This is a genomic window from Sphaerotilus microaerophilus (genome assembly GCF_023734135.1).
Taxonomy (GTDB): Bacteria; Pseudomonadota; Gammaproteobacteria; order Burkholderiales; family Burkholderiaceae_C; genus Sphaerotilus; species Sphaerotilus microaerophilus.
Genome location: NZ_AP025730.1, coordinates 1,484,633 through 1,502,217, shown reverse-complemented (window position 1 = coordinate 1,502,217; position 17,585 = coordinate 1,484,633). Strand labels below are relative to the sequence as shown.

Annotated in this window: 7 protein-coding genes; 5 read left to right on the top strand and 2 right to left on the bottom strand. The window is 63.4% G+C overall.

From position 1 onward, the window contains the following. The first annotated feature begins 40 nt into the window (after positions 1–40). From wzy to NGK70_RS06600, 5 genes are all read left to right on the top strand, one after another. The gene (wzy, locus tag NGK70_RS06620) at positions 41–1,330 is read left to right on the top strand and encodes an oligosaccharide repeat unit polymerase (RefSeq protein ID WP_251972478.1); all 1,290 of its coding nucleotides are present in this window, start codon (positions 41–43) and stop codon (positions 1,328–1,330) included. Then, positions 1,308–1,904, top strand: a complete 597-nt coding sequence (locus tag NGK70_RS06615) for an acyltransferase (protein ID WP_251972477.1) — start codon at positions 1,308–1,310, stop codon at positions 1,902–1,904. Before wzy ends, NGK70_RS06615 begins: the two co-directional genes overlap by 23 nt. Further along, on the top strand, positions 1,901–3,040 hold the full coding sequence (locus NGK70_RS06610) for a glycosyltransferase (RefSeq protein WP_251972476.1): 1,140 nt from the start codon (positions 1,901–1,903) through the stop codon (positions 3,038–3,040). Before NGK70_RS06615 ends, NGK70_RS06610 begins: the two co-directional genes overlap by 4 nt. 148 nt (positions 3,041–3,188) lie before the next feature. Beyond that, positions 3,189–5,171 (top strand): asparagine synthase (glutamine-hydrolyzing), encoded by a 1,983-nt coding sequence (asnB, locus tag NGK70_RS06605; protein WP_251972475.1) that lies wholly within the window; start codon positions 3,189–3,191, stop codon positions 5,169–5,171. A 3-nt stretch (positions 5,172–5,174) separates the two neighbouring features. Beyond that, positions 5,175–6,287, top strand: a complete 1,113-nt coding sequence (locus NGK70_RS06600; RefSeq protein ID WP_251972474.1) for a glycosyltransferase family 4 protein — start codon at positions 5,175–5,177, stop codon at positions 6,285–6,287. 55 nt (positions 6,288–6,342) lie between these two features. Here the strand turns inward: NGK70_RS06600 and NGK70_RS06595 are convergent, their stop codons facing one another. Both NGK70_RS06595 and NGK70_RS06590 read right to left on the bottom strand, forming a co-directional pair. Further along, positions 6,343–11,373 (bottom strand): putative Ig domain-containing protein, encoded by a 5,031-nt coding sequence (locus tag NGK70_RS06595; protein WP_251972473.1) that lies wholly within the window; start codon positions 11,371–11,373, stop codon positions 6,343–6,345. Positions 11,374–11,590: 217 nt separating this feature from the next. After that, entirely contained in the window at positions 11,591–17,410 is a 5,820-nt protein-coding gene (locus tag NGK70_RS06590) for a Calx-beta domain-containing protein (RefSeq protein ID WP_310742583.1), read from the bottom strand. Between the last annotated feature and the right edge of the window lie 175 nt (positions 17,411–17,585).

Genomic DNA, 17,585 nt, shown 5'->3' with positions numbered 1-17,585 from the left:
CCGCATAGTACCCGGCACCCACTACATCAGCACATAAATAATGACGTCGCACAAAAAAAATAGCCAGGTCAATGGCATATCAAGAGGATCTCCTCGCGGACCGTGGCTTGCGGCGTATATTTTGTCAAACATAATTGGTTTAATTGTAATTGTTTTTTCCAATCAATTGATCGGCGACGCCGAAGGAAAACCACTAACCTCGACGACTACTGCAGTTGCAGCGACACTGATTATTTGCTGCGCCTACCTAATTATTCTCGGCCCACTTTTCAGAAATCTCAATCGGATTAATTTTTCAGATAAAAAAAATTTCACCAACGGCGAAGGAACGTCAAGGCGAATCGGCATCACGATGCTTGTCGTTCAGATACTATTCTTCGCATTCAATCTTTATTTCGGAGTAAATACCGCAGGATCAGCATCCACAAAAACCAGCACGCCACTTTCGATTATTTGGGTCGCAATCCCAGCAGACTACCTATTCATAGTTTACTACAGCCTCTACAGAGAGTCGAAGTTATTCCACGCCAATCTAGTGACCTGGGCACTCTCGAATGCCACGCGAGGTTGGTCAAGCTTTATCTTAATAATTATATTTTTCGAATATTGTCGGCTACATCGGTCAGGCAGAATTAACTACAAAATTGTGCTTACTGGTCTTGCCGCATTGATCACCCTCTACCCATTAATAACTGCCGCAAAATGGGCATTTCGCGCCGCTGCCGGTACTGATCTCGACTTAATTGGTGTTGCATCACAAATCGAACTGGGCGCCGCAGCAGACGGATATGAAACATTGATGAGCGATGGGATCGTTCACCTGATCGGTAGACTGCATCTCACGTCCATGCTGACGACAGTAATAGACCTATCAGAAAAACTTCAGAACGAATACGAGCAAGGAGCCTTCGCACCATTCTGGAAAGAGGGTCTACCAGGGATTGCCTACGACCTAGTTTTCAATGGCAGAAAAACAATCTACATAGGCACAGCCATCACTGGGTATGCTGACCTTGGAAACCCAGAAACGTTTGGAGACTGGAATTCAAGCATTTCCTATGTTGGCTGGTTCTTTATTGCACCACAACATGCTGCACTCTATTTGGCCTACACCTTGCTTCTTTGCATCATATCCGTGTATCTAACAAAGAGATGCAATGGGAACGCATTGACTCAAGACGGACTTTGGCTAGCCTGGCTTCTTTACCTCCTCCCCCCATGGTGGGGTGCATTCATTACTTATATTCAAGCGCTAATTTGGATGCGCATTTTTCAACACCTGCTCACAGTTCAGCAGAGAAGAACCTATGCTCAAATCAATAATCATTAATTTTGTTGCCAGGGCAATCAAGAAACTAGTCCGCAAATCCAATTTTGCTAATGCACAACGACTCGGCTTAAGTGTAGGAGAGGGGACCATCTTCGTTGGCCAGCAAGACTTCGGATCTGAACCATTTCTAATTTCAATCGGAAGCAGTTGTCTTATAACGAATTCGGTTTCATTCATTACTCACGACGGAGCAATACAAGTTCCGCTTATTGCAGATGGCGAGAAAATTAGAGATGTCTACGGAAAAAAATCAGTCTTTGGTCGTATCGTGATTGATGAAAACTGCTTTGTTGGTCAGGGCTCTGTAATCCTAAAGGACACCCACATCGGGAAAAACTGTATCGTCGCAGCATGCTCTGTGGTAAAAGGGCACCATCCGGAAAATTCCGTGATTGGCGGTAATCCCGCCAAGCGAATTTGCAGTATCGACGAGTATTACGGCAAAAATGGCCCTCATATCATCGACACGAGCAGCAGCGAGGGAATCGCTCGCAGAAAACTAATTGAAGACATGCTTAGTCGATCAAACGACGGCCACACAGGCCCAAAAACTTCGCACTCAAAGATGCCATGAAAGTCATGCACGTGATCATCAACCTTGGCATCGGCGGCGCCGAGTTGATGCTGCGCCGGTTGGTGATGGCGCAGCAGCCGGCGACGGTGGTCTCGATGATGGAGGTCGGCCCTGTGGGTCGGATGCTGCAGTCTTCGGGCATCGAGGTCATCGCCCTGGGCATGCGCGGAGCATGGGATCTGCCACGGGTCTTCCTCGCGCTGTACCGGTTGCTGAGGGCGCGTCGGCCGGACGTCGTGCAGACCTGGATGGTCCATGCCGACCTCATCGGCGGGTTGGCTGCGCGACGGGCAGGCATCCGCGCAGTGATCTGGGGGATCCGGACCACCGACTTCAGCGGCACTTCACGCGGCACACGGTTGATCCGCTGGTGCTGCGCCAGGTTGTCAAGTGCCGTGCCGGCGGCGATTGCTTGCGCGGCTGAGGCGTCGAGGCGTTCGCACGAGGCGATCGGCTACGACGCCTCGCGCATGGTGGTGATCCCCAACGGCTTCGACACCGACCGCTTCCGGCCGGACCCGGCTGTTCGCCAGCGGGTCCGAGAGCAACTCGGGATCGGTGCCACGGAATTGGTCATCGGCCATGTGGGCCGCTGGAACTACGCCAAGGATCACCCGAACTTCGTGCAGGCTGCCGCGCTGCTGGCACACGCTCTGCTGCAGAACCGCGAGGCCGCGGTTCCTCGCCTGGTGATGGTGGGCCGCGCGGTCGACACCGGCAATGCGGGGCTGGCGCGAGCGCTCGCGGAGACGGGGCATGGCGGGCAGTTCCTGCTGCTGGGCGAACGCGACGACGTGCCCGACCTCCTGCAGGCCTTCGACCTGTTTTGCCTGTCGTCCAGGACAGAGGGGTTTCCCAACGTGGTCGGCGAGGCAATGGCCTGCGGCGTGCCCTGCGTGGTGACTGATGTCGGCGATGCCGCCATGCTGGTCGGCGACACCGGGTGGGTGGTTCCAAAGGAAGACCCAGCTGCGCTGGGTGAGGCGCTGCGGCAGGCTGCCTTGGAACCGGCTGCTCGGCGGCGCCATCGGGCCGCCGCAGCACGCCAGCGGATCGTTGATGAATTCAGCATGGAGCGCGTCTGCCAGCGCTTCGGGGAACTTCAGGAATCGGTCTGGCGCCGCGCCGGGAAATGACCGGGCCCCGTAGGGAAATCATGGCTGGGAAGATCTGGCGCGTGGACGGCTGGCATGCGTGGAATCAATACAGGCCTGCGCTTTGCAGTGAACGGGCGGCGCATGTCGCCAACTCAGGGACGAATGCGGACCCAATGAAGGAAGAAAAATGTGCGGATTGACAGGGTGGCTCACCAGCGCAGTGGGCGGTGTGCCAATGCCCGAGCAGGAAGCTCGGCTGCGGCGCATGAACGATGCACTGTACCTGCGCGGGCCGGACAGCGAAGGGCTGTGGCTGGACCCGGAGCAGGGCATTGCGCTCGCGCATCGCCGGCTGGCGATCGTGGATTTGTCGGAAGCGGGTCACCAGCCGATGGTCTCGGCATCGGGACGCTACGTCATCGCTTTCAATGGCGAGATTTACAACCACGGGGAGCTGCGCGAGGAACTGGCCGTGCAGGGCCATGCACCGGTCTGGCGCGGGCACTCAGACACCGAGACGCTGCTGGCCGCATTCGAGGCCTGGGGCATCGAGGGTGGATTGAAGCGCGCGACCGGCATGTTCGCAATCGCGCTTTGGGACCGCTTGGAGCGCCGGTTGGCGCTTGCGCGTGATCGCCTGGGCGAAAAGCCGATGTACTGGGGCTGGCAGGGCGGGCAGGCCGGCCAGCCACGGGTTTTCCTGTTTGGATCGGAACTCAAGGCCCTGCAACGACACCCGGCCTTCTGTGCCGAGATCGACCGCGGCGCATTAGCGCTGCTGCTGCGGCACAACTACATCGGCGCGCCGCATTCGATCTTCCAGGGCATCCGCAAGCTGGAGCCGGGTACTTGGCTGGAAATCACTGCGAGGGCGGAGGAGCCAGTGATACGGGCCTATTGGTCGGGCCAGGAAGCTTGTTTGGCCGGCATGCGCCAGCCCTTCGATGGCAGCGCGGCTGAGGCGGTGGACGAGGTGGAGCGGCTCCTGTCGGCCTCGGTCGGCAGGCAAATGATGTCGGATGTGCCGCTCGGCGCCTTCCTGTCGGGCGGTATCGACTCGTCGGTGGTGGTGGCGCTGATGCAGGCGCAGTCGGCGCGGCCGGTGCGCACGTTCACGATTGGTTTCCATGAGCAGGGGTACAACGAAGCGACCTTTGCAAAGGCCGTCGCGCAGCACCTGGGCACCGATCACACCGAGTTGTACGTGCAGCCCCAGGACGCATTGGACGTGATCCCGAAGCTGCCAGGCCTGTACTGCGAACCGTTCTCGGACTCGTCACAGATCCCGACGTTCCTCGTGTCCCAGATGGCCCGCCAGCACGTCACGGTGGCGCTGTCGGGCGACGGCGGCGACGAGTTGTTCAGCGGCTACGAGCGCTACCGCATCACGTCTTCAATATGGCATTGGTTAAGAGCCGTGCCGGCGCCCTTGCGGCGCGGCGTGGCCGCCGTGCTGAGACGCCTGAGCGTGGAGCAGTGGAACCGCATCTTCACGTGGCTTTGGTTCTACAAGTCCGCTGACCACCGCGCCAACAACATGGGCGACAAGATCCACAAAGGTTCCACTCTGCTGGGCAGCCGGGACCCGTCGGAGCTCTACCGCGGCCTGGTCAGCCACTGGACCAATCCGGAAGAGGTGGTTCTGTCATCCCGCGAGCCGGTCACGCTGCTCAACGACGTACCACCCGAGATCTCTGCCCTGGGCGACGTCGAGCGCATGATGCTGCTGGACCTGCTGACCTACTTGCCCGGCGACGTGCTGACGAAGGTGGACCGTGCAGCAATGGGCGTCTCGCTGGAAACCCGGGTGCCGATGTTGGACCACCACCTGATCGAATTCGCCTGGCGGCTGCCGCTGGACCTGAAGATCCACGGCGGGACGACCAAGTGGCCGCTGCGACAGGTGCTTTTCCGCCACGTGCCGCGCGCGCTGATTGAGCGGCCGAAGAAGGGCTTCGCAGTGCCGCTCGCGGCGTGGCTCCGTGGTCCGTTGCGCGCCTGGGCTGAGGATCTGCTCTCAGAACACCGCCTGCGCGACGGCGGACATTTCGATGTCGCGATTGTACGCCGCTGCTGGCTGGAGCACCTCTCCGGCCGACGCAGTTGGTCCGGACACCTGTGGGATGTGCTGATGTTCCAGGCCTGGCTAGCTACGCAGGCGGTGGACTGAGCCATGCGCATCGCGGTCATCTCAAACACGTCCTGGTACCTCGTCAATTTCCGGCGTAACCTGATGCTGGCGCTGATGGCCGACGGGCACGAGGTCATTGCTGTTTCGCCTGAGGATGAATACACGACGCACTTGATATCGTCGGGTATTCGGCATGAGGCAGTTCCGTTGTCAGGGTCCGGCACACAATGGCTGACAGAGTTGAGATCCGTGCTTTGCTTGCGCAGGGTGTTCCAGAACAACCGGGTGGATGTCGTCCTGAGCAATACACCCAAGGGCAACCTCTACTCGGCAATAGCCTGCATGAGTCTGGGCATTCGATTCATACCGAACGTATCCGGCCTCGGTCGTGCCTTTATTCAAACCTCGTTCGTGACACGTATTGCGAGGCTGCTCTATCGTTTGACCTTCCGATATGCACATCGGGTATTTTTTCAGAACCTCGATGATCAGGATATTTTCCTGCGCAGCGGTTTGGTCCTGCCTGGCCGATATGAGCGACTACCGGGCTCCGGTGTGGATGTAGATCGGTTCTGTGCCGCCCCCTGGGTGGAGCGTGATACAGACGCACCTGTATTTCTGTTGGTAGCGCGGATGCTGTGGGACAAAGGTGTCGGGGAATTCATCGACGCAGCACGCCTTGTTCGCGGCAAATACCCCATGTCGACCTTTCACCTCCTGGGTGCCGCTGATTCGGACAATCCGGCATCGATCGGTCGCGACCAGATCGATGCATGGCAAGCTGAAGGAATCGTCCGTTATCTCGGCAAGACTGACGATGTCAGGCCGCACATCGCTCATGCTGATGCCGTTGTTCTTCCTTCCTATCGGGAGGGGGTTCCCCGCACCCTGCTGGAAGCGGCGGCAATGGCTCGCCCTGTCATCACCACCGATGCGCCAGGTTGCAAGGACACAGTGATTGATGGTCAGACCGGTTTGCGCTGCAAGGCAAGGGATGCCCCCGGTCTTGCGTCGGCCATGCTCCGTTTCGCTGCGATGGATAAAGCCTCACGCGTTGGCATGGGTGAGCGTGGGCGCGCACGAGTGGTCAGGGAGTTCGACGAGCAGATCGTGATCGACCGATACCGCGAAGCGTTGGCCTCGCTGCAACGCTGACCGGCAGCTGCAGGGCCTCCGCCTCGCCCCAATGCGCGCCTGATTCAACTGCTGGTTACTCGCCGATGCTGAAGGAGGCGGCGGTGAGCACGGGCTTGGTGGCCAGGCTGGCGAACTGCACGGCGGCGCTGCCGCCGAAGCCGTCGGCGTCGTAGTACAGGCTGCCCGTGGAGGTGTTGTAGTACACCCCGGCCGTCTGCCCCGCCACGCTGGCACCGGTCGCGCCCGCGCCGCTGTAGAACTGGCCCGCCGAGAGCGCTCCAGCCGCACCCAGCGCCGTGAAGATGTCGTTGTCCACTGCGATCAGGTCCCCTGCGGCGAAGTCGCTGATCACATCGACGTTGGTGGATGCGTTGAGGAGCGTGTCGAAGATGAAAGTGTCATTGCCGGCGCCGCCGATGAGGGTGTCGGTGCCCACGCCGCCAGCGAGCAGGTCGTTGCCGGCCCCGCTGTCGAGCTTGTCGTTGCCCGCCATGCCGCTCAGTGAATCGGCCAGCGCACCGCCGAACAGGTTGTTGGCCAGCTCATTGCCCACCAGCGCGCTGGCCGCGCCCATCACGAAGACGTTCTCCACCGCAGCACCCGCGGTGACGGTGTAGTTCACCGTCGTGAACACACGGTCGAACCCTTCACCTGCGGCTTCGCTCAGCACGTCGGCCGCGGAGTCGACGTAGTAGTAGTCGTCTCCCAGCCCACCGGCCATCCAGTCGTTGCCCGCTCCTCCCGCCAACGAGTCGTTGCCGGCGCCGCCCAGCAGCGTGTCGTTGCCGATCCCACCGTCCAGCAGGTCGTTGCCGGCCCCGCTGTCGAGCTTGTCGTTGCCCGCCATGCCGCTCAGTGAATCGGCCAGCGCACCGCCGAACAGGTTGTTGGCCAGCTCATTGCCCACCAGCGCGCTGGCCGCGCCCATCACGAAGACGTTCTCCACCGCAGCACCCGCGGTGACGGTGTAGTTCACCGTCGTGAACACACGGTCGAACCCTTCACCTGCGGCTTCGCTCAGCACGTCGGCCGCGGAGTCGACGTAGTAGTAGTCGTCTCCCAGCCCACCGGCCATCCAGTCGTTGCCCGCTCCTCCCGCCAACGAGTCGTTGCCGGCGCCGCCCAGCAGCGTGTCGTTGCCGATCCCGCCGTCCAGCAGGTCGTTGCCGGCGCCGCTGTCGAGCTTGTCGTTGCCGGCCATGCCGCTCAGTGAATCGGCCAGCGCGCCACCGAACAGGTTGTTGGCCAGCTCATTGCCCACCAGCACGTTGGCCGCGCCCATCACGAAGACGTTCTCCACCGCAGCACCCGCGGTGACGGTGTAGTTCACCGTCGTGAACACACGGTCGAACCCTTCACCTGCGGCTTCGCTCAGCACGTCGGCCGCGGAGTCGACGTAGTAGTAGTCGTCTCCCAGCCCACCGGCCATCCAGTCGTTGCCCGCTCCTCCCGTCAACGAGTCGTTGCCGGCGCCGCCCAGCAGCGTGTCGTTGCCGATCCCGCCGTCCAGCAGGTCGTTGCCGGCGCCGCTGTCGAGCTTGTCGTTGCCGGCCATGCCGCTCAGTGAATCGGCCAGCGCACCGCCGAACAGGTTGTTGGCCAGCTCATTGCCCACCAGCACGTTGGCCGCGCCCATCACGAAGACGTTCTCCACCGCAGCACCCGCGGTGACGGTGTAGTTCACTGTCGTGAACACACGGTCAAACCCTTCACCTGCGGCTTCGCTCAGCACGTCGGCCGCGGAGTCGACGTAGTAGTAGTCGTCTCCCAGCCCACCGGCCATCCAGTCGTTGCCCGCTCCTCCCGCCAACGAGTCGTTGCCGGCACCGCCCAGCAGCGTGTCGTTGCCCGCTGCACCGTCGATGGCGTTGTTGCCTTCGTTGCCCGTGATTGCGTTGTCCAGCGCGTTGCCTGATCCGCTGATCGCCCCTGCGCCCGCATACAGCGTCAGGTTCTCCAGGTTCGTCCCCAGCGTGTGGCTCAGCGAGCTGACCACCGTGTCCGTGCCTTCGCCGACCGCCTCCTCCACCACATCGCCTGCGTTGTCGATCGTGTAGCTGTCGTCTCCCGATCCTCCCACCAGGCGGTCACTACCGGCCCCACCGTCCAGCGTGTTGTCGCCCTCGTTGCCGGTGAGCACGTTGTCCAGCTCGTTGCCCGTACCGCTGATCGACCCCGCGCCCGCATGCAGCGTCAGGTTTTCCAGGTTCATCCCCAATGTGTGGCTCAACGAGCTGATCACCGTGTCCGTGCCTTCGCCGACGGCCTCTTCCACCACATCGCCTGCGTTGTCGATCGTGTAGCTGTCGTCTCCCGATCCTCCCACCAGGCGGTCACTACCGGCCCCACCGTCCAGCGTGTTGTCGCCCTCGTTGCCGGTGAGCACGTTGTCCAGCTCGTTGCCCGTACCGCTGATCGACCCCGCGCCCGCATACAGCGTCAGGTTCTCCAGGTCCGAGCCCAGCCTGTGGCTCAGCGAGCTGACCACTGTGTCCGTGCCTTCGCCGACGGCCTCTTCCACCACGTCGCCTGCGTTGTCGATCGTGTAGGTGTCGTCACCTGCTCCACCCACCAGGCGGTCACTGCCGGCACCACCGTCAAGGGTGTCATTGCCGTCAAGGCCCATCAACGTGTCAGCCAAGTCCGCACCAAACAAGGCATTGGCCAACTCGTTGCCCGTCAGCGCCGTGGCAGTGCCCTTCAGCGTCAAGCTCTCGATCGATATCCCCATACCCAGTACATAGTCAACCGAGGCCCAGACGCGGTCATGGCCCTCACCAATGGCCTCGGCAATGACGTCGGAAGCCGAGTCGACCCCATAGAGATCATCGCCAGCTCCTCCGGTCAGGCTGTCCTCGCCCACACCTCCGTTGAGCGTGTCGTCGCCTGCGCTTCCCACCAGGGTGTCGTTGCCCGCACCACCATCGAGCGCATCACTGCCGGCCCCGCCATCCAGCACGTCCTGCCCCGAGGCCCCGGTCAGCGTGTCCGCTCCATCGCCACCCAACAGCCTCTGATCCCTCAGTTGCAGCGTGAAGTTGGAGGCCACACTGGCACCGTCCGCATCGCGCGCCGTGGCCACCAGGCTCCAACTGCCCGTGGTGCCCACTGGCGCAATACCTGACAGCACATGCGTTGCCGCGTCGTAGCTGAGCCAGGTGGGCAGCCCCCTATCGGCAGTCAGCGTGATGGCGGACAGCGGCGTATCGTCCGGGTCGCGGAAGTGCTCGTCCAGAGCCAGGCTGAACAGCGTCACGCCATCATCGATGAAGGTGGGCCCGGGCTGAGACACCAGTACGGGTGCATCGTTGCCTGCCAGGATCTGCACCTGAGAGGTCGCCAGCATCGACAACTCCCCGCCGCTGCCCTGACTACCACCGCCGTTCCCGTCTGAAAAGGTCCAGGCGATCGTCACACCGGCGGGTGGTGCATCGCCAAGGTAGCGATACGTCAGGCTGCTCAATGCCTCGTCGACGCGGGCCTGGGTTGCCAGTGCACCGAACAGCAGCGTGAGACGCCCCCCCTGCTGGACGACGCTGCCGATCTGCACGCCATCAAGCAGGGCGCCCCCCGCCGCAAAGGTCAACCCACCCTCTGCACCAAACTCATCGAGGACATCAGCGCCCCCCTGTCGCTGGAGCTGCAAGCTGCTCCCCGCATAGTTGCCGACCCCACTGTTGAGCGCCAACAGATCGGGATCACGCACCGCCACGGTGGAATCAAGCCGCACGGCCACACCGTTCTCCTCGAACGTGACCGAGCCGCCCACCGTGGGGATCGATGCGGGATCAAAGCTGCTGTCCACGCTGCCATCGGCGTTCAGCCGCAGCAAGGCGACATCGGTGTCCGTTGCTCCTGTGGCCGTTCCTGCCAGCAGCAGACGCCCGTCGGATTGCAGCGCCACCGCGTAGGCACTGTCGTCGCCACCGCCCACCGCTACCAGGGCTTTGCCCCCGGTCAGAAAGCCGTTGTCCAGGGTGCCATTGGCATTGACCTGCACGACAGCAAAGTCCAGGCTGCCATCGGCCCGGCTGGACTGACCGGCCAGGACGATCTGACCATCGGGCTGGAGCACCATCGCGTAGGCGAAGTCGTCAGCGCTGCCCACGGGCACCACCAGTCGGCCGCTCCCATTGAAGCTGCCGTCCAGGCTACCGTCAGCGTTCAGGCGCAGCAGCAGCATGTCGTAGCCGGACGCGGTTTCGGTACTGCCGGCGATGAGGATGCGGCCATCCGGCTGCACCGCCACCGCGGTGGCTACCTCGTCGCCGCTGCCCACCACGAGTTGCCTGAGCCCGCCGCTGCCAAAGCCGTTGTCCAGGCTGCCGTCGCCATTCAGCCGCGCAACGGCCACGTCGAAGTTGCTGCCATTGAAAGTCGACCCGACCACCACGATGCGGCCATCGTTCTGCAATGCCACCGCGGCGGCGTTGTCGTCACCACGACCGTAGTCGATCGAAACCTGACCGCCAGCGCCGAAGTCGGTATCGACCCCGCCATCGGACACGAGCCGACGCAGGACGATGTCGTTGTCACTGCCGTTCCAGCGGGTCCCTGCCAGCACGATGGCACCGTCCGACTGGATGGCGACTCCACCGGCGAAGTCGGCTCCGCCACCATCGAGCTGCACGATACCCGCATTGCCGAAACTCGCATCGAGCGAACCATCGGCCGTCAGGCGAAGCACCGCGAGATCACTGTCGGCCACGCCATCGCTGCTGCAGAACAGCACGATGTCCCCGTCGGGCTGCAGGGCCATCGCGTACACGGCATCGAAGCCCGCACCCAACGCCGTCAGTACCCTCCCACCCGTGCCGAAGGCGGTGTCGAGGCTGCCATCCGCGTTCAGCCGCATCACCCCCAGGTCCGTGCCTTCGGGACCGGCGCCAAAGCCGGCCAGCAGGATCCGGCCGTCGGGCTGCACCACCATGGCATTGGCCCCGTCGTCACCACCACCGAGTGGCTGCAGCAGCCGACCGGGGCTCCCGGTGGCATCGGTGACCACGAAGGTCGGGGCATCGTTTACGCCGGGGTTGTCCACGAGGAGCAGCGCTGCATCGAGCCCGATCAAGCCGGCCGCCATCACGTCGTTGTCCGAAACCATGCGCGCCCCATCCAGCAAAAACGCACATTCTGATGAACAGAGTGACCGCCGTCAGCCTCCATCCGCGGGAGAAAGGCTGCCGCACCGGGCAGATCGCGGCAGGAACCGCCCGATGAACCACGGTCCTCCAACATAAAACCGGGCCAACGGCCCAGCTTTACAACCGGGAAGCATGGCTGCCTCCCGGCCGGATCAACCCACTTGCGTCAGTCGCGGATCACTCGCCGATGCTGAAGGAGGCGGCGGTGAGCACGGGCTTGGTGGCCAGGCTGGCGAACTGCACGGCGGCGCTGCCGCCGAAGCCGTCGGCGTCGTAGTACAGGCTGCCCGTGGAGGTGTTGTAGTACACCCCGGCCGTCTGCCCCGCCACGCTGGCACCGGTCGCGCCCGCGCCGCTGTAGAACTGGCCCGCCGAGAGCGCTCCAGCCGCACCCAGCGCCGTGAAGATGTCGTTGTCCACTGCGATCAGGTCCCCTGCGGCGAAGTCGCTGATCACATCGACGTTGGTGGATGCGTTGAGGAGCGTGTCGAAGATGAAAGTGTCATTGCCGGCGCCGCCGATGAGGGTGTCGGTGCCCACGCCGCCAGCGAGCAGGTCGTTGCCGGCCCCGCTGTCGAGCTTGTCGTTGCCCGCCATGCCGCTCAGTGAATCGGCCAGCGCACCGCCGAACAGGTTGTTGGCCAGCTCATTGCCCACCAGCGCGCTGGCCGCGCCCATCACGAAGACGTTCTCCACCGCAGCACCCGCGGTGACGGTGTAGTTCACCGTCGTGAACACACGGTCGAACCCTTCACCTGCGGCTTCGCTCAGCACGTCGGCCGCGGAGTCGACGTAGTAGTAGTCGTCTCCCAGCCCACCGGCCATCCAGTCGTTGCCCGCTCCTCCCGCCAACGAGTCGTTGCCGGCGCCGCCCAGCAGCGTGTCGTTGCCGATCCCACCGTCCAGCAGGTCGTTGCCGGCCCCGCTGTCGAGCTTGTCGTTGCCCGCCATGCCGCTCAGTGAATCGGCCAGCGCACCGCCGAACAGGTTGTTGGCCAGCTCATTGCCCACCAGCGCGCTGGCCGCGCCCATCACGAAGACGTTCTCCACCGCAGCACCCGCGGTGACGGTGTAGTTCACCGTCGTGAACACACGGTCGAACCCTTCACCTGCGGCTTCGCTCAGCACGTCGGCCGCGGAGTCGACGTAGTAGTAGTCGTCTCCCAGCCCACCGGCCATCCAGTCGTTGCCCGCTCCTCCCGCCAACGAGTCGTTGCCGGCGCCGCCCAGCAGCGTGTCGTTGCCGATCCCGCCGTCCAGCAGGTCGTTGCCGGCGCCGCTGTCGAGCTTGTCGTTGCCGGCCATGCCGCTCAGTGAATCGGCCAGCGCGCCACCGAACAGGTTGTTGGCCAGCTCATTGCCCACCAGCACGTTGGCCGCGCCCATCACGAAGACGTTCTCCACCGCAGCACCCGCGGTGACGGTGTAGTTCACCGTCGTGAACACACGGTCGAACCCTTCACCTGCGGCTTCGCTCAGCACGTCGGCCGCGGAGTCGACGTAGTAGTAGTCGTCTCCCAGCCCACCGGCCATCCAGTCGTTGCCCGCTCCTCCCGTCAACGAGTCGTTGCCGGCGCCGCCCAGCAGCGTGTCGTTGCCGATCCCGCCGTCCAGCAGGTCGTTGCCGGCGCCGCTGTCGAGCTTGTCGTTGCCGGCCATGCCGCTCAGTGAATCGGCCAGCGCACCGCCGAACAGGTTGTTGGCCAGCTCATTGCCCACCAGCACGTTGGCCGCGCCCATCACGAAGACGTTCTCCACCGCAGCACCCGCGGTGACGGTGTAGTTCACTGTCGTGAACACACGGTCAAACCCTTCACCTGCGGCTTCGCTCAGCACGTCGGCCGCGGAGTCGACGTAGTAGTAGTCGTCTCCCAGCCCACCGGCCATCCAGTCGTTGCCCGCTCCTCCCGCCAACGAGTCGTTGCCGGCACCGCCCAGCAGCGTGTCGTTGCCCGCTGCACCGTCGATGGCGTTGTTGCCTTCGTTGCCCGTGATTGCGTTGTCCAGCGCGTTGCCTGATCCGCTGATCGCCCCTGCGCCCGCATACAGCGTCAGGTTCTCCAGGTTCGTCCCCAGCGTGTGGCTCAGCGAGCTGACCACCGTGTCCGTGCCTTCGCCGACCGCCTCTTCCACCACATCGCCTGCGTTGTCAATCGTGTAGCTGTCGTCTCCCGATCCTCCCACCAGGCGGTCACTACCGGCACCTCCGCTCAAGAGATCATTGCCAGAACCGCCGGTCAGCGTGTCATTTCCAGCATCACCATTGAGGGTGTCGTTGCCATCCATCCCATCCAGGATGTCATCCAATGCCCCACCGTACAGCCCATTTCCGAACTCGTTCCCCGTCAGCGCCGTCGCGCTGCCCAGCAGGTAGGCGGACTCGATCTCTGCTCCAGCGGTGAGCGTGTAGTCAACGCTCGTGTTCACTCGGTCACCGCCGCCGCCTGCTGCTTCGGCGATGAAGTCTGCGGACGAATCGACGATGAACACGTCGTCTCCCGCACCGCCCACCAGGCTGTCGGTGCTCACGCCCCCGTCCAGCGTGTCGTTGCCTTCGCCGCCCAGCAAGGTGTCGTTACCGGCACCGCCAAGCAGCGAGTCGTTGCCGGCTGCGCCGTCGATGCTGTCGGCCAAGGTGCCACCCAGCAGCGTGTTGGCCAGTTCGTTGCCGGTCAGCTGGCTGGCGCTGCCGATGAGCTGCACGCTCTCCACTTCCACGCCGATGCCCAGCGTGTAGTTGGCCGACGCGCTCACCGTGTCGTTGCCCTGTCCGGCCGTTTCGACGATCACATCGCCGGCGTTATCGACTTCGTAGCTGTCGTCGCCTTGACCACCGACCAGCGAGTCAGCTCCGCTACCGCCTTGCAGGGTATCGTTGCCGGCTGCGCCGGTCAGGGTGTCGGCCAGTGTGCCACCGACCAGCGCATTGGCCAATTCGTTGCCCGTGAGTTGGTTAGCCGCGCCCGACACCACCAGCCGCTCGATGTCCGCACCGACCGCGAGCACGAGGTTGACCGAGGTCGTGATGGTGTCGGTGCCACCGCCCGCCATTTCCATCACCACATCCCCAGCATCGTCGACCAGGTAGGCATCGTCACCAGCCCCGCCGGTCATCGAATCAGCGCCCGCACCGCCATCCAGCGTGTCGTTGCCCTCGCTTCCCACCAGCGTGTCGTTGCCAACACCACCGCTCAGCGCATTGGCCGCTGCGTTGCCTGTCAGTACGTTCGTCTTGTCGTTGCCGGTGGCATTCGCCGCAGCTGTCCCCGTCAGGGTGACATTCTCAATCTCCGCCAACGCGGCGACTGAGTAGCTGACGCTCGACTGCACCGTATCGGTACCACTGGAAGCAGCTTCCGTGATTGTGTCCGTCGTCGTATCAACGATGTAGGTGTCATCGCCGACGCCCCCCACCAGCACATCCACACCCGCACCGCCGTCCAGCGTGTCATTGCCATCCATGCCGCTGAGCGTGTTGTTCCCGCTGTTGCCGGTCAGGACGTTGTTGCCGGTGTTGCCGGTGCCGTTGACGGCGCCGCTGCCGGTCAGGTTGAGGTTCTCGAACCCGGCCGCCAGCGTGTAGGTCAGCGCTGTCTGCACCGTGTCGGTGCCGGACGCATCCACCAGCGTGTCGGCGAGGCTGTCGACGAGGTACAGGTCGTTGCCGGCGCCGCCCACCAGCGAATCATTGCCGGCGCCGCCATCGAGCGTGTCGTTGCCGTCCGCGCCGGAAAGCGTGTCGTTGCCCGCTGCACCGGTCAGGCGGTTGTTCAGGGCGTTGCCGGTGCCTGTGGAGGCAGTGCCGCTGGTGAAGGTCAGGTTCTCAACGTTGGCGACGGCCGCGAGGCTGTAGCTGGTCTGAGCGGTGCGGATCTCGTCCGTGCCGGCATCGGCCGCTTCTGTCACCGTGTCGCCGGCAACATCGACCATGAAGACGTCATCGCCCAGACCGCCCACCAAGGTGTCATTGCCCACGCCGCCATCCAGCGTGTCGTTGCCTGCGCCGCCGCTGAGGCTGTCGGCGAGTGAACCGCCGTACAGGGCGTTGGCCAGTTCGTTGCCGGTCAGGACGGTGGCCGTGCCGCTCAGATAGGCGGCTTCCACCTCGGCGCCACTCGTCAGCGTGTAGTTGACACTGGCGTACAGCACATCCGTCCCTTCGCCCGCCACCTCGACGATCACATCGCCGGGGGCATCGACATTGAAGGTGTCATTGCCCAGGCCGCCGTACATCGTGTCGCTGCCGAGGCCGCCGGTCAGGGTGTCATTGCCGGCACCGCCGAACAGGGTGTCGTTGCCGGCGGCACCATCCAGCAGGTTTGCTCCGACGTTGCCTGTCAGCACGTTGTCGTTCAAGTCGCCCGTGGCGTTGATGTCGGCGCGCCCGGCCAGACTGAGGTTTTCGATGTTGCTGCCAGCGGTCAGGCTGTAGCTGATCCAGGCACGCACGGTGTCATTGCCTGAACCAGCGGCCTCGGTAACGACATCGCCCAGGCTGTCCACGCCATAGACATCGTTGCCCGCACCACCCACCAGCGTGTCGTTGCCGGCGCCGCCTTCCAGCGTGTCGTTGCCTTCCAGGCCGGTCAGTGCGTTGCCGCCGGCATTGCCGACGATGAGGTTGTCCTTGGTGTTGCCCGTGCCGGTGGCGGCCATGTCGGTCAGGCTGGCCAGCACGAGGTTTTCGAATTCCGCTGACAGCGTCTGCGAGCCGAGGTAGGTGATGATGGTGTCGACGCCACCATCCGCCGCTTCGACGGCGGTGTCACCGGTCTGTTCGAGGATGTAGGTGTCATCTCCCAGGCCCCCCACCATGGTGTCGATGCCGCCCTGCCCGTCCAGCAGATCAGCGCCACCACCGCCGGTCAGCGAATCGGCGTAGTCCGTTCCGGCCACCACGTCGCCCGACTTGGAGGCCAGGTACTGCGCGAGTGACAGGGTGGCGGGCGTCGGGTTGGCGTCGTAGTAGTCCCGGTTCAGGATGGTGACGGTGGTGTTCGACACCTCGTGGGTCGCACCGAACACACTCAGGGTCGTGTAGAACTGCACAAACTGCGTGGTCGCAGCGGACGTGGCGTTGTCCAGCAGCAGCACCCGCACGGTCTTCAACACCTCACCCGGCGCGAAGATGAGCGTGCCGGTGTGGCGCACGAAGTCGGCGCTGGTGGCGGTGACAGGGTAAGTCGCGCTCACGGGCACCGGGTTGGTGTCGTAGACCACGGCCACTTCGCCGGTGGCCGGCTTGTCCAGGGCCACGACGAAGTCTACGTAGCCGGCATCCTCGAAGGCGACGTTGCCAAACACATGGACCGAGGGCTTGACCACCGGGCCGCCGGTGACGTCCTGGTCAGCGATGGACACATGCACCACCGGATCGGTGACGGTCACGCCGGATGGATTGCCGAAGGACACCGCAAAGCTCTCGCGGCCCTCGACCTGCCCATCGGTGTACAGCGGGATGATGAGCGTGCCGCTGGTCTGGCCGGCGGCGATCGTCAAGGTGCCGGCTGCGGCGGCAAAGTCTTCCCCGGCAGAGGCAGTCAGCGAGTGGGTGGCGTAGTCCACCGTGACGGCGCTGGCCGACGGTGCATCCAGCGTGTACTGGATGGTGACCGTGCCCGCGCCCTCGTCGACGATGGCGTCGGATGCGGTGAAGTTGGGCGTGGCCACCGGCGAGGTGGCACCGTCCTGGATCACCGCAACGGCGCGGTTCTCGGTGAGCGCCACGTCGGTTGCAGCGGTACTGAGTTGGACCATGAAGCCCGGTGCCGAGGTCGAGGTCAGCGGCACCGTGAACTGCATCTGGGTGGTCCCGGCCAGCAGGGTGACGCTGGGCAAGGAGCTCGGGATAAGCTGGCCACCAGCACCTGGTGTGACCTTTGTCAGGTTGACAACCACATCCGTGGTGGGCGCGGCACCCACCACGGTGATCGTGAAGACGGCGTTGGTGTCGTTCTCGTTGTAGACGACGTTGTCGACGGAAAGGTAGGTGGTCATGGGCGATTCGGGTCGAAGAAGCTGCTCAAGTGCGGACGACAGGACGATCACGCACAACAACTGAGACTAGACCCGACGCCGTCACGCTCCACAACCCCGTGGGCTGGGGTCCGTAAGTGCCATCTCCGGGACCTGATGCACGACAGCGTTGGAAGTGTCACGAACCGGCCGCCCC

Bases quoted from the DNA above. Each gene is read 5' to 3' on its own strand.
- asnB (WP_251972475.1), top strand. From the start codon at position 3,189: ATGTGCGGATTGACAGGGTGGCTCACCAGCGCAGTGGGCGGTGTGCCA.
- NGK70_RS06590 (WP_310742583.1), bottom strand. From the start codon at position 17,410: ATGACCACCTACCTTTCCGTCGACAACGTCGTCTACAACGAGAACGAC.
- NGK70_RS06600 (WP_251972474.1), top strand. From the start codon at position 5,175: ATGCGCATCGCGGTCATCTCAAACACGTCCTGGTACCTCGTCAATTTC.
- NGK70_RS06595 (WP_251972473.1), bottom strand. From the start codon at position 11,373: ATGGTTTCGGACAACGACGTGATGGCGGCCGGCTTGATCGGGCTCGAT.
- NGK70_RS06610 (WP_251972476.1), top strand. From the start codon at position 1,901: ATGAAAGTCATGCACGTGATCATCAACCTTGGCATCGGCGGCGCCGAG.
- NGK70_RS06615 (WP_251972477.1), top strand. From the start codon at position 1,308: ATGCTCAAATCAATAATCATTAATTTTGTTGCCAGGGCAATCAAGAAA.
- wzy (WP_251972478.1), top strand. From the start codon at position 41: ATGACGTCGCACAAAAAAAATAGCCAGGTCAATGGCATATCAAGAGGA.